The 13,339-nt window shown below is 71.1% G+C and carries 12 protein-coding genes; 10 read left to right on the plus strand and 2 right to left on the minus strand.

What is annotated here, in order from left to right; translation table 11 throughout:
- Positions 1–17: 17 nt before the first annotated feature.
- Positions 18–2,069, plus strand: a complete 2,052-nt coding sequence (gene fxlM / locus ACZ58X_RS26670; RefSeq protein ID WP_470336132.1) for a methyltransferase, FxLD system — start codon at positions 18–20, stop codon at positions 2,067–2,069.
- A gap of 4 nt (positions 2,070–2,073) precedes the next feature.
- Complete coding sequence (locus ACZ58X_RS26675) at positions 2,074–3,171, plus strand: hypothetical protein (protein WP_470336133.1); 1,098 nt, start codon at positions 2,074–2,076, stop codon at positions 3,169–3,171.
- A 135-nt stretch (positions 3,172–3,306) separates the two neighbouring features.
- Here the strand turns inward: ACZ58X_RS26675 and ACZ58X_RS26680 are convergent, their stop codons facing one another.
- A complete protein-coding gene (locus tag ACZ58X_RS26680) occupies positions 3,307–3,687 on the minus strand; it encodes an HIT family protein (RefSeq protein ID WP_470336134.1) in 381 nt (126 codons plus the stop codon).
- 434 nt (positions 3,688–4,121) lie between these two features.
- Here ACZ58X_RS26680 and ACZ58X_RS26685 point away from each other — a divergent pair, with 434 nt between their 5' ends.
- The 8 genes from ACZ58X_RS26685 to ACZ58X_RS26720 all read left to right on the plus strand — a co-directional run bounded on the left by ACZ58X_RS26685 (position 4,122) and on the right by ACZ58X_RS26720 (position 11,810).
- Positions 4,122–6,011 (plus strand): ABC transporter ATP-binding protein, encoded by a 1,890-nt coding sequence (locus tag ACZ58X_RS26685; protein ID WP_470336264.1) that lies wholly within the window; start codon positions 4,122–4,124, stop codon positions 6,009–6,011.
- 163 nt (positions 6,012–6,174) lie between these two features.
- Positions 6,175–7,029, plus strand: a complete 855-nt coding sequence (locus tag ACZ58X_RS26690) for a phosphotransferase (RefSeq protein ID WP_470336265.1) — start codon at positions 6,175–6,177, stop codon at positions 7,027–7,029.
- Entirely contained in the window at positions 7,026–7,502 is a 477-nt protein-coding gene (locus ACZ58X_RS26695) for an NUDIX domain-containing protein (RefSeq protein WP_470336135.1), read from the plus strand. The genes ACZ58X_RS26690 and ACZ58X_RS26695 overlap by 4 nt, the downstream gene beginning before the upstream one ends.
- Complete coding sequence (locus tag ACZ58X_RS26700; protein ID WP_470336136.1) at positions 7,499–8,785, plus strand: MFS transporter; 1,287 nt, start codon at positions 7,499–7,501, stop codon at positions 8,783–8,785. The genes ACZ58X_RS26695 and ACZ58X_RS26700 overlap by 4 nt, the downstream gene beginning before the upstream one ends.
- Positions 8,782–9,363 (plus strand): class I SAM-dependent methyltransferase, encoded by a 582-nt coding sequence (locus tag ACZ58X_RS26705; RefSeq protein WP_470336137.1) that lies wholly within the window; start codon positions 8,782–8,784, stop codon positions 9,361–9,363. The genes ACZ58X_RS26700 and ACZ58X_RS26705 overlap by 4 nt, the downstream gene beginning before the upstream one ends.
- A 33-nt stretch (positions 9,364–9,396) precedes the next feature.
- The gene (locus ACZ58X_RS26710) at positions 9,397–10,557 is read left to right on the plus strand and encodes a bifunctional class I SAM-dependent methyltransferase/NUDIX hydrolase (protein ID WP_470336138.1); all 1,161 of its coding nucleotides are present in this window, start codon (positions 9,397–9,399) and stop codon (positions 10,555–10,557) included.
- A 44-nt stretch (positions 10,558–10,601) separates the two neighbouring features.
- Positions 10,602–11,387: a PIG-L deacetylase family protein gene (locus tag ACZ58X_RS26715; RefSeq protein WP_470336139.1), complete on the plus strand. Its 786-nt coding sequence runs from the start codon at positions 10,602–10,604 to the stop codon at positions 11,385–11,387.
- Positions 11,388–11,444: 57 nt separating this feature from the next.
- On the plus strand, positions 11,445–11,810 hold the full coding sequence (locus tag ACZ58X_RS26720) for a MazG-like family protein (protein ID WP_470336140.1): 366 nt from the start codon (positions 11,445–11,447) through the stop codon (positions 11,808–11,810).
- A gap of 253 nt (positions 11,811–12,063) precedes the next feature.
- On the opposite strand, the gene ACZ58X_RS26725 is transcribed toward ACZ58X_RS26720, so the two are convergent.
- Positions 12,064–13,065 (minus strand): DUF6624 domain-containing protein, encoded by a 1,002-nt coding sequence (locus ACZ58X_RS26725; RefSeq protein ID WP_470336141.1) that lies wholly within the window; start codon positions 13,063–13,065, stop codon positions 12,064–12,066.
- Positions 13,066–13,339 lie beyond the last annotated feature (274 nt).

Here is a 13,339-nt window from a genome sequence, read left to right on the forward strand (position 1 = left end):
AAGGAGCGCCCGCGCCCATGGGATTCGACGACGAGCACCTTCCGATCACCCGCGACACGGGATGGTGGCACGCCAGCCTGACCTGCCCCGGAGGGGCGATCAGCGCCAGCACCGCCCAGGCCCTGGCGGCCGCGCTGACCGACCAGCGCTTCCACTTCCTGCGCAAGGACTCCGGGCTGCGCCTGCGCACCGAACACCCCGCCGCGGCCCTGCTGGACCGCCTCGTCACCGAGAAGCAGATCACCGGCTGGGTGGGCGGGATCTACGAACCGGAGACCGAAGCCTTCGGCGGCCCGGAGGGCATGGACGTGGCGCATGACGTGTTCTGCGCCGACAGCCGCAGCGCCCTTCCCGAGACCGGCAGTTCCGGCAGGCGGGAGCGCTGCGTGATGCTGCTGGCCACGATGTTCCGCGAAGCCGGCCTGGACCCCTTCGAGGCCGGGGACATCTGGTCCCAGTTCGCCGCCCTGCGCCCCGCCGTCACCCCGCCCTCCGGGCCCGCGCTCGACCGGGCCGTGGCGGCCATGCGACGCCTCATCAACGCCGACGCCGCCCGCCGCCCGGACGCCGAGGAGGGCTGGACCGACCGTGTCGACGCCTTCGCGGACGCCGGCCGGCGTCTGCGCCGGCTCGCCGCCGATGGGCACCTGATACGCGGCCTACGCGCCGTCCTCGCCCATCACGCGATCTTCGCGTTCAACCGCGCCGGGGTGCCTGTCGCCGAACAGGCCGCCACAGCGTGGCTTGGCCGCCAAGTCGCCTTCTCCACAACCGCGGACACCCCTGTGTCTACCCACCGGTCCGCTCCGGCGGACCCTAACCTCCCTCGAATGGAGACCACCGTGACACCCGTCACCGACCCCACCGAACCGCGCGAGACCCTGGCGACCCGCCTGACGGAGAGCGGGCACCTGCGCACCCCGGCCGTCATCGACGCCTTCCGCGCCACCGACCGCCACGCGTTCCTCCCCGGCGTCGACCTCGAGTCCGCGTACAAGGAGGACGCGGTGCCCATCAAGCACGATGAGGACGGCGAGATGATCTCCTGCATCTCCGCGCCCTCGATCGTCGCCACCCAGCTCGAACAGCTCGACGCCCGGCCCGGCCACAACATCCTGGAGGCCGGCGCTGCGACCGGCTACAACGCCGCCCTCCTGGGCAACCTCGTCGGCCCCGGCGGGCAGGTGTGGACCCTCGACGTCGACCAGGACCTCGTCGACGGCGCGAACGGGAACCTCGCCAAGGCCGGCGTCACCAACGTCACCGCAGTCCTGGCCGACGGAGCCGCGGGACTTCCCGAGCACGCCCCCTACGACCGCATCCAGTTCACCGTCGGCGCCGGCGACATCCCCGCCAAGCTCCTCGACCAGCTCGCACCCGGCGGCCGCCTGATCCTGCCCATGCGGATCCGCGGCAGCATCAGCCGCTCCTTCGCCTTCGAACGCGACGGGGACACCTGGAAGACCGTCTCCTGCGAGATGTGCACATTCGTCCCCCTGCGCAAGGGCGTTTGCGACGACATCTACACCCTCGTGCCCATGGCCGGCGAAGGCAACGTCCGCCTGGAGACCTTCAGCGAGCAGCACGTGGACCGCGACGCGCTCCGCACCGTCCTGGACACCCCGCAGACGAAGATCTTCACCGGCGTCAAGCTCCGCCAGGGCGACCCCTTCGAGTGGATGTACCTGTACCTGGCCTGCGCGCTGCCCAACGGCCTGTCCCGCATGCCCGGCGCCCGCCCGGGCTTCAGCCCGCACTTCGGCTGGGGCTCCATGGCCGCCCTCGACGGCGGCTCCCTCGCCTACATGACCATCCGCGAAGGCGAGGACGACGCCGGCCGCTTCTGGGAGGTCGGCATCATCGGCCACGGCCCCCACGGCGCCGACCTCGCCGAGCGGGTCGTCACCGAGATCCGCACCTGGGACGAGGGCTGGGGCAACACCGCCCCCGAGCCCGGCTTCCGCATGGCCGTCGGTGACGCCCGCGACCAGCTGACCGCCGCCGACCCCCGCTTCGTCATCGACAAGACCTACAGCCGACTGATCGTCGACTGGCCGCGCAAGGGCTGAACCGATGATCCCCGCGATAGCCAGCCGCATCCCCCTGGTCAAGCGCCCCAAGGCGCCCGCGCTCCCTCTGGACGAGCGCATCACCCACCTCACCGGGCTGACCGTCGCACCCGCAGGCGCGAGCCACCACGACCTGGTGGCCCGCGCCTGCGGGGTCCTCAACTACGCCGCGCTCATCGCCTCCGACGCCGGAATGCCCGACCTGGCAGCCGACCTGTGCTGGAGACAGCACAAGGTCTTCGCCGACGCCGGCAGCCTGACCGGCGACATCGCCGTCATGTCGCTGATGCCCCTGATCAACATCTCCAGGCTCCTGACCCGGGAGGGCGACGGCCACGCCGCCTACGACGTACTCACCCGCCTCTACGAGGCCGCCAAGAAGCGCGGCACCGCCGAGATCCACGGCCGTGACATCGACCTGTCGGCCCTGATCAGCACCGACGCAGACCACCGCAAGATCGGCCAAGAGCTGTGGGTCACCCTGCTCGTCGACGGCGCCCGGGCTCTGGCGCGCATCGGCCGCTGGACCGAGGCCGCCGAGGCCATGTCCGCACACCGCGGCATCGGCAACCGCCTCCTCGACGGACGCCAGATCATGATCATGTCGCTCATCGAACGCGATCTCCACGAGCAGGCGCGCTCCATGATCGACTCCACCGTTCCCACGGAACCATGGGAGAACGCCATCGCCGCCCTCCTGCGTATCCACTGCCACCCCGAGGGCGGATCCGTGCCGCAGCAGGAGTTGGATTCCGCGCTCCAGGAGGTCTTCACGGTGATGGCCCAGCCCGATCCTGCGACTGCGGCCTTCCAGACTCGCGTCGGACTCGCCGCGCTCGATCTCCTCCGTGATCGAACCAGCCCCCACTCGGCCCAACTGCGCCGTGCGGTAGTCGACGTGGCCGCCCTCGACGCGTACGCCGCCCGGGACGTCCTGAACATCGAGACGGAAGCCCCCTGCCTCACCCGCGAGCAGAAGCAGAATCTCGACACCGTACTCACGGCCGCAGGGTTGGGTGCGGGCGATCTCCCGCCACCACACATGCAGGCCGTTGTCGAAGCCGTGGACAAGGCCGAGGTCGACCTTCGCAGCCTTCTGTAATTACCCGTATGACGCACCCTGCCGCACGCAGCAGGAAGCCGCCCAGGATCAACCGCATCGCGCCCGCATCCCGCAGGGCCCCCGTCCCTCACCGACCCCGGGAGCTGAGCGGGGCACCACCCGTAACTGAAGGAGTCAGCCGTCGTGGTGACCGTAGGTACCGAGCACCTCTTCGTCGGGCTCGCCCCGGAAGATCACATGCCAGTGCAGGTGCTTGGACTCCTGGTACAGCCCCAGGTTTGTGACGACCGAGCACGATCCGTGCTCCGCTTCGACCTGAGCGGCCACCTTGCGCACCAGGCCGACGACGTCGGTCAGCAGGCCCTTGTCAGCGTCGCCCAGATCGGTCAGCGACGGCACGTGCTCCTTCGGGATCACCACGATGTGCACGGGATAGGACGGGCGGGTGTGGTGGAAGGCGAGTGCGCGGTCCGTCTCCGCAACCTTCTCGACCGTCACCAGGCCGGACAGCGCCTGATGGCAGTAGAAGTCGGAGACGTCGGCACCAGTCTTCACTGTCAGTCACTCTCCGTGATCCATGGGAGGGCCCGGCCGCTGGGTCTCCAGACCGTTCCCCGGAGCTGCCCAGGTACTGGCCGAGGCGCGAGGAGCACGAGGAAGCCGCCCCAGGCACCACACATTTGCCGCCATTTGGCGACCGCATCGGCCTCAATCCCGACAATCACCTGATCGAGTGATCCGGTGCGGGAGACCACCGGTACTCGCAGCGATTCCGGCATCAGGCGGTGCCGCCCTCGAAGGGACCGCCGGCGTTTCGGCCAACACCCTTCCCCCGCACTCCTGTTGCGGGAGGCGGGTCGATGCATCCGCCACGTTCCGACACGCGCCCGTCCCGGGATACCGGGAGCGGCTTGAACACACCAGTTCGATATCGCGGGTGGCTCGTTGAACCTCACGACCACGCCGGACGACCTTCTAGGGGGACCACGTTGACCTCGGCCGTCACGAACGAGCAGCAGGACACCGCGCCGCCTCCACCGCCTCCCGCGGAGATCACCTACAGCGGTCAGTACTCCGTTAATCCGCTCGCCGAGGTGTCCTTCCGACGGATGTGCGCGCAGATCCCTGCCGTCCTGGGCCGAATCGCCCGGCTGTCATGGCGAACCGACCGGCGGGCCGTGCAGCTCCTGCTCGGCTGCCAGGTGGTCACGGGTGTCTCAGCCGCCGTACTGCTGGCCGCCACGGCCCGCGCCATGGCGCCGGTACTCGGAGACGGCACCGCCGGCGAGCGGCTGCGCGGCGCCCTGCCGGCACTGTTGGTGGTGGCGCTCGCCGCCGCGCTGGCACGCGCGGCGGGGGCGGTCGCCGCGTACGCCGAGCGGCGGATCACTCCACGGTTGACCACGGAGACGGACACCGCGCTGGTGGAGGCAGTGTGCCGGGTGGAGGCCTCGGCCTACGCGGAGGACGGCTTCTCGGACCGGCATGAAGCGGCCGAGATGGGGGTGATCCGCACGCACGTCATGGTGACCGACGCGCAGCGGTTCCTTTCCGCGCTGATCCGCATGGTCACCGCCGGCAGCGTGCTGTCGGTGCTGAACCCGTGGATGCTGCCGCCGCTCCTCCTCGCGGTGCTGCCGGCCGGTGTTGGCGCCGTGCTGTCTGCCCGGGTCGACTACGAAATCCACTACGCAAACATCGCCGACCGCAACGTGCGCGGCATGATGCGCTGGTGGGCGACCGAGTCGAAGTACGGCGACGAGGTCCGCGCCAACTCGATGACGGACTACCTCATCTACTGGTACCGGGCCCTGTCCGACCGGTGCGACCGGCGCACGCTGGCCGCCGCGCCGCGCACCCTGCGGATCGCCCTGCTCTCCGCACTGGCCGGCGGTGTCTTCCTCGTCGCGACCTGGGGTGCGCTGGCATGGCTGGCGGTCTCCGGCCGGATCGAGCTCGCGGTCGCGGCAACGGCGGTCATCGCCGTACAGACCACGCTCGCGGCACTGTCCCAGGTCGTCGTCAACGGCGCCGCGGTCTTCCACACCAGCCTGTACCTCAGCGACATGCAGGCCTTCCTCGACGACGCCGCCGCCCGCGCCCCCAAGCGCGGCCCCCACGCGCATGCCGCGCCGACGGAGGAGATCCGGCTCGAGGAGGTCGTCTACCAGTACCCGGGCAAGGACAAGCCCGCCGTGGACGGTGTCTCCCTCACCCTGGAGCGCGGGCAGATCCTCGCGATCGTCGGAGCGAACGGCTCAGGCAAGTCCACACTCACCCGGCTGCTGACAGGGATCTACCTGCCCGACAAGGGCAAGGTCACGTGGAACGGCACCGACCTCGCCGAGATGGACCCCGCCACGGTGTGGGCGAACACCGGCCTGGTGCCGCAGATCTTCGCCCAGTGGCCGCTGCGGGTCCGCGAGAACGTCACCCTCGGCCAGCCCCGCACCCATGACGACGCCCCCGTGTGGGAGGCCGTCGACGCGGTCGGTCTGCGCGAGGCCGTCGAGGACCTCCCTGCGGGCCTGGACACGCTCCTGGCCCGGGACGTCTTCGGTGGCTCTGAGCTCTCCGGCGGACAGTGGCAGCGCGTGGCGTGTTCGAGGGCCCTGTATCGGCGCCCCGGGCTGCTGATCCTGGACGAGCCCACCTCGCAGATGGACCCGCGCGGCGAGCACCAGATCTTCGAGCAGATCAAGGCGATCGCCGCCGACCGCATCACGATCGTGGTCACGCATCGCCTGGAGAACACACGGATCGCCGACCACATCATCGTGATGGAGCACGGCCGGATCACCGAGCAGGGCCGGTACGACGACCTTGTCCACGCAGGCGGGACCTTCGCCGAACTCCTGGACCTGTCGCAAGACCGCTGATCCGCTTCTCCCCTCGTCCCGTCCCTCCCCGGCGGGACGGGACCCGTCAAGGAGGACCCGTGCCACGATCTCTTGCCGCTGCCTTCGCCTCCCGATCTTCGTATGCTGCGCACCCGAGCGCGAGGTGCACGGCGTGAGGCAGACGAAACCCCTGCCCATCGCCGTGCGACGCTGGGCGGAGCAGCGAACCGGGCCGGTCGTTGCCGTACGCGACGCCTCGCACGACTGGCACCGCTCCCGCGTGTGGGAGCTGACCGGGGACCGCGGGGCCCGCTGGTACGTGAAGGTCGCGCCCTCGGTGAAGTTCTTCACCCGTGAGACGAAGGCGTACCGAGGCGTTGTTCCTGCGCTCGGGCACAGCCGGGCACCCCATCTCCTCGACAGCCGCGCGGACGACTTGGCCTTGCTCCTCACCGTGGCGCCCGGTGCTCCGGCGCCTGGCATGGCCCTGACCTCCGCTGAGTGGCGCGCGGTCCACGCGCAGGCCGGCATGCTGAGTGCCCGGCTCCACGACGCCGGTGCACTCGATACCCGCGACCGGGCGGAGGCCGAAGCGTCGTTGGCTGCAGCGGCCGATGGTGCGGAGAAGTACCTGGGCCGCGCCGGGGACCGGCTCACCGGGGACGAGCAGCAGCTGGTCCGCGACTACGCGACCCGGCTCCGCCGCGTCGGACCGGTGCCGCTCGGCTCCATCCACGGCGACAACCAACCGCGGAATTGGCTGTGGTCTACGCAGGGCCTCGCGCTCGTCGACTTCGAGCGCACCCGGCCGGCCGCCCGCGTACAGGACTTCGTCATTCTCGCCGTCACCGAGTGGCTCGACCACCCCGACCGCGAGCAGGCCTTCCTCCACTCGTACGGGCGAGCACTTACTGGCGCCGAACGGCACGCGCTGCGCTGCCTGACCGCGCTGGACGCGGTCAACTGCCTGGCGTGGGGCCCGGACAACGGCAACCCCGAAGTCACCGCCCGAGGCCGGCGGACCCTGGACCGGCTCATGAAGGAGGACCGGCCGTGAGCGACGTCCACCGAAGCATCACGCACGTCATGGTCCTGCTCCAGCATCCAGCGGACGGCCGGGTCCTCACCGTCCGGCATCAGAAGCACTCGTGGCACTCCCCCGGGCTGCTCACCATCGTCGGCGGCCGGCTCGAAGCCGGCGAGTTCTTCGACGAGGGCGCCGCGCGCGAGCTCGCCGAGGAGACCGGCATCGTGATCACTCCGGAACGGCTGGAGTTCAGCCAACTGGTCCACCTGCACGCCGCGGACGGCGAGCTGGTCACCGGCGTGGTGTTCCTGGCGTCGGAGTGGGAGGGGAAGCCGTACAACCGGGAGCCGGGTACCCACAGTGAGCTGGTCTGGGCCAATCCCGCCAGCCCGCCCGACGACTGCCATCCCTTCACCTACGAGGTCCTGCGCCACTTCGCCGCCGGAGTTCGGTACGCCAACGTCGTCGCCCCGGAACTGACCGGCGGAGGTGAGTCTCCGTGACGGTTGCAGCCCGGGCTGGGAAGGCCACCGCTTGGTCGAGGCCCGCCTTCCGGTACCTGCTCGGCAGCGAGGCCGTGACCCTGTCCGGGTCGGCGGTGAGCACCGTCGCCCTGCCTGCGCTGGCCGTGCTGGAGCTGCGGGCGTCCACCACCGAGGTCGCCGTGCTCGCGTTCCTCGGCCAGCTCCCGAACGCGTTCGCGCTGTGGGCCGGGGCGCTGTCCGACCTGCACCCCAGGCGGCCTCAGCTGATCGCCTCGGATCTGGCGGCGGCCGGTGCGCTGGTGACGATCCCGGCCGCCGCGCTGGCCGGTGCGCTCACCGTCGGGCAGCTGTGCGCGGTCGCGGTCGTGCTCGGGGCGGCCAAGGTGGTGCACGACGCCGCGGCGATCAGCCTCCTGCCGGCCCTCGTCGATCCGGATCAGCTCCACGACGCGAACTCGAAGATCGGCGCGGCGTCCTCGGTGGCCGACAGCGTCGGCACCAATCTCGGTGCCGCCCTGGTCGGCGCTGTCGGCCCCGCCCGCTCGGTCTTCGCCGACGCCCTGTCCTTCCTCGTCTCCGCAGTACTGCTGTGGCGCATGCGCGTCCCCGAGACCGCCACCGCGCCGGACGCGGCGCGCACGGGCCTGGTGCGGGACATCGCCGACGGCGTGCGCTACGTGGCCCGGCAGCCCACGATCCGCACGGTGATCGCCGCCCTGTCGACCTTGTCCTTCGGCTTGGCGATCATGAACACCTACTGGGCGTACTACCTTCTGGCCCGGCTGGAAGCGTCCCCGTCCGCGTTCGGCGTGATCATGGGTGTGGGCGGTGCCGGTGGCGTGGCCGGTGCGCTGCTCGCGCCGAGGATCGCCGCCCGGATCGGCATCGGCCCCACGATCATCGTGGGGTTCGCGGTCAGCCCCCTCGCTCAGGTGCCCCTGCTGTGCGCCGGACCCGGACTGCGGTGGCAGATCGTCCTGGCCATCACGCTGACGGTGCAGTTGTTCTGGGCGGCGGCGTCGGGGACCAGCCAGCGTTCCCTACGCCAAGCCGTGTGTGAGCCCGCCTTCCAAGGCCGGATGCAGTCCGCCAGCACCACGCTCACCGCCGGGGCCCGCCCGCTCGCCGCCGCCACAGCCGGCGGCTTGGTGCTCGTCCTCGACGTCCGGGCCACCCTCGCCGTCGGCGCGCTCCTCCAAGTCGTGCCGGTCGTCCTGCTGCTTGTCTCCCCCATCCGCGCGCTGCGCGAGATCCCCGCCCGCGCGGCCGTGCCGCCCTCCCGTGAAGGAGCCTGTTCGTGACCACCGCGTCCACCGCGGCCGCAACCTACTGGGAGCCGATCTGGTCCCAGGGCCGCCGCTACCGGCAGCTCGACGACACCGAGGCCCGCCTGATGGAAGACCACCTCGGCCCCGGCCGCGACCGCCCGGCCCTCGACATCGGCTGTGGCGACGGCTCTCTGGTCCGGCGCCTCGCCGAACTCGGCTACCGCACGACCGGCATCGACTGCTCCCCCAGCGCCATCGAGCTCGCCGCCGGCCAGGACCCCGAGTCCGGCCACAGCCCGGTCTGGCGGTGCATGGACATCACCACCGACGACCTCGGCGCCTTGCCGGAGCCGGCGTACGCGGTCGTCACCTGCCGCCTGGTCTACCGGTGGATCGACGACAAGGCGGGATACCTCCACCGCGTCCGCCAGCTCCTCGCCCCGGGCGGGACCTTCTGGGTGGTCACCGAGATCGCAGGCCGCCGCGCCGCCACCGACCCCGTGCAGGACCTCGGCATCACCGCCGCGCAGGCCGAGATCCTCACCGCGGGCTGGTCCACCGTCCGCACCGCCGACCTCGATGTCCTGCGCTGCTACGCCCTCCGCCCCTGACCCCGCCCGCCCCGCGATCTGATGGAGGACCCGGTGACCACCGAGAAGAACACCGTCGAGACCTGGAACACCTACGGCAACCACCAGCTCGCCCGGAAGCTGGAGTTGCCCGAGCTGGACCGGTGGGACTGGGGCATCCCCGGCACCGGCCCCGGCAGCGAAGCCCTCGGCGACGTGAACGGGCTGCGCGTCCTCGACCTCGGCAGCGGACTGGGGCGGCACGCCGCCCATCTCGCCGCCCTGGGCGCCGATGTCACCGCGGTGGACGCCTCCCCCGCCCAACACCGGCGCGCCATCACACGCTACCCGGACACCCCGGGCCTGCGCCTGGTGTGCGCCGACGCCGTGGCCCACCTGCGCGCCGCCGAACCGTACGACCTGATCTACTCCGTCTGCTCTATCCCGTACCTGGACCCCGACCGGCTTCTGCCCGTCCTGGCCAACGGCCTCAAACCGGGCGGACGCCTGCTCTTCTCCGCGCTGCACACCAACACCCACGGCACCGGACCGTCGGCCGAGGTGGTGCCACGGCCCGAGATCCTGCGCCTTCCCGGCACCACCGACGACCACCCCGTCGACATGTGGGTCCTCACCACGCAACTGTGGGAGGACCTCCTGGTCCAGCACGGCCTCACCATGGAGGCGGTCACCGCGATCGACTCCCCGGACCCGGACAACGGCGTCTCCTACCGCCTGTACGCCGCCCGCCGCCCGCAGCGCGTACCGAGCCGCCCCCGCACCAGCGCACCGCCCCCGGCGCACGCGGCGGTGGGAGTGGGCGTGATCGTCCACGGCCCGGACGGCATCCTGCTCGGGCAACACCGGTGCCGTACCTGGGAGCTCGCCGGCGGAACCGTCGAGCCGGGCGAGACCTTCGCCCAGGCCGCCGTCCGCGAACTCTATGAAGAGGCCGGCCTCGTAGCCGAACCCGGCGACGCGCGCGTGCTGGGCACGCTTCTGGACCGGGTGGGCGACGTCGTCCGGGTGACAGTGCCCGTCGTCGTCACGCAGTGGTCCGGCGTCCCGCAGCAGCGCGAGCCAGCCATCGACTCCTGGCGATTCTGGCCCCTGGACGCACTGCCCGGCCCGCTGTTCGTGCCGAGCGCCCAGTGCCTGACGGCGTGGAACCCGGATCTGCGGCTCGATCACCCGCCTGCCGTCTTCCATGCCTACCGCGTTCCCGGCCGCTCCTAGCCCGGCGTCCCACGCCACACCGCGTTCGACAGGAAGACACCATCGTGACCCCATCCCTTACGGATACTCCCTGCCCGTCCCTTCTGGGCGTCTTCGCCCACCCGGACGACGAATCCCTCCTAGCCGGCGGGGTCCTCGCGCAGCACGCCGCCGCCGGTGCCGCGACTGCCGTGGTCACGGCCACCTGGGCCCCCGACACACACCGAGCCGCCGAGCTCGCGGACGCGCTCGCGATCCTGGGGGCCGGGAAGCCCCGGATGCTCGGCTACGCCGACGCCCGGATCTCCCAGTCCGCTCCCGGCATGCCCCGCCTGTGCGATGCCCCCCTCGATGACGTGGTCCAGGTGCTCGTCGGACACGTCCGCGAGCTACGACCGGACATCGTCGTCACGCACGACGCGTACGGTCAACTGACCGGGCACGCGGACCACATTCACACCCACCGCGTGACCCTGCTCGCCGTACATGCCGCCGGGCTCCCTCATCTCTACCCGCGCGCCGGCGCCCCCTGGCAGCCCGGAGCCCTGTACGTGGCCACGCACCCACAGTCGGGCGTCGGTGAACTCGGCAACCTCCTCCAGAGTGTCGGCAAGACAGTCCGCAGCGCTCCCGATGAACAGGTGACCGCGACCGTCGACGTGGGTCCCTGGGCGGAGGCGAAGTGGGCCGCCATCCTCGCCCACCGCAGTCAGGTCGAGAGCCAGCGCTCCCTGCCGGCCCTCCTGTCCGGCCTCACCGCCGACGCCCGGCGCCGGATCCTCGCCACCGAGTGGTTCACGCGCCTGGACACCAAACCCGTGCCCGGCCCGCTACGGGACCTGACGCTCTGATCCCCTCCGCCCGGCAACGGCTTGCAGCCTCTTCGCCAACCTCTCAAGGAGTACCCGTTGACAGCACATCCGCCGACCCCGCCGCTGTGGGACGTGATCGGCCAGCTCTCCGCCCTCTTCACCGGCCTGGACTCAGAACGCGGGATGACCCCGGAGCAGCAGTGGACGCTGCAGGTTCTCAAGCTCACCGAAGAGGTCGGCGAGTCCGCGCAGGCCGTGGTCGGAGCCTGGGGCACCAACCCCCGGAAGGGGCAAAGCCACACGTGGCGTCATGTTCAGGAGGAAGTAGCCGACACCGCGATCACCAGCCTCGTCACGCTGCACCGGATGCTCGGCGACGAGGCACCTGCGTTCCTGGCCAACGTGCTCGCCCAGAAGTCCGCGAAGTTCCTTCCCCAGAGCAGCCCCATGGAGCAGGTGTGAGCGGCATGTGGGTACCCCCGGAGGAGCCCGGACGGAATCTCTCACAGCTGCGACTGCAGGAAGTGACGGCGGGCACCACACCGGGCAGGCCGCGGACATCGGCTCCCACGCCGCGGAGGTGCGAGCCTGTCCAGCCACACCGGAGAAGCCTTTCCCTCAGGCGCACGCCCTTGGGCTAGGTGCCGATCACGACCATCATCCGAGCACGCAGTGCGGCGGAACCCGATGTCGCGTCTGCCGCCCTGAACCTGGCCTACCCGACGCCGGCCGCGACCTGCTCGATGTACCTCTCCAGCGGCTGGAACCCCCAAGCGGCGCGCAACGCCTCGACCTTGTCCGGGTTCGCAACCGGGTACGGGACCAGCGAGCCGTCGGCCCCCTGCGTCAGCTGGGTGCCGAAAATCTGCTCCTGCCCCTTGGCGATCCTTACCCGGTCCTCCAGCAAGGCGCCGTGCTGCGGGTCAGCGTCACCCGCGGTCACGGCGGCCGAGAGCAGCTCCAGGCACTCCTGCTGAAAGTCGGGCTGCCGGTCGGCATGCTGGGCGATCAGCCAGGCGGCCCCGGCAGCCTGCCGGCCAACCAGCGCATCGCCCGGCCAGCCGCGCTCGGCGATCAGCTCGCGCAGCCAATCGGAGTTCTCCTCGTCCACGGCCCGCCACCGCTCCATCAGCTCCGGCGTCCGCTCGGACACCGGGACCAGCCGTACGGCTTGGTCTTCCTCCTGACGCCGGAGCAGCTCCGCGGCCAAGTCCTCGTCGATCGCCGGCCGGGGCCGTACGGCCGCAACGCGGTCGATCATCCCGAACAGCTCGCCGGCCAGTACCCGGGTGTCCTCGGGAAGGTTGAGCCGGTCGAGCGCGCTGCGCTCCACCCAGTGGACCGTGTGCTCGGGCGTCCCCTGCACGGCGAACGGCCTGTCGACGACACCGACGAAGATGTGGTCCCGGTGCTCGTGGCGCCGATCGCACCGGCTGTCCGCGGCAGCCGGCATCGACACCACATGCCACACCGACGCGGTCGCCGGGTGTGGATACCCCTCTGGAAGCGGCGGCGGCAGCAGGCGCACGCGACACCCCGTCTCCTCCGACATTTCCCGCACCGCGGTCGCAAGCGGATCCTCACCAGCCTCACGGTGCCCGCCGGGCGCGAGTGCACCCCCGAGGCGCGGGTGCTCGATCACGCACAGCCGCCACTGTCGGCCGTGCCGCGCGAAGGCGTAGCAGCTCGCCGTCTGATGCACCACCAGATCACCCATGCCCCGATTCTCGGGTCCAGAGGGTATGGGCCGAACCGCTTCGGACAAACTCATCCGTCCCGGCGTTGCCGGGGCCGTGTTGTCTCCGTACGGTCCTTCGCTGCGCTGCGGTCCGTACGGGTTTCCCCCGCCCTCCCTGCTTTTCGATTCTGGGGGCCGGGCGGCTGCGTGCAAGGTCGTCCGGTCCGTGTCCTCGCCGGCCCGCTCCTTCGTCGCTCTACCGGCTGCGGTACTCCCTTCCTCCCCTGCACTCCGCCGCCCGGCCCCCGACATC

This window comes from Kitasatospora sp. NPDC040550 (assembly GCF_055594965.1).

Bases quoted from the DNA above. Each gene is read 5' to 3' on its own strand.
- fxlM (WP_470336132.1), top strand. From the start codon at position 18: ATGGGATTCGACGACGAGCACCTTCCGATCACCCGCGACACGGGATGG.
- ACZ58X_RS26675 (WP_470336133.1), top strand. From the start codon at position 2,074: ATGATCCCCGCGATAGCCAGCCGCATCCCCCTGGTCAAGCGCCCCAAG.
- ACZ58X_RS26725 (WP_470336141.1), bottom strand. From the start codon at position 13,065: ATGGGTGATCTGGTGGTGCATCAGACGGCGAGCTGCTACGCCTTCGCG.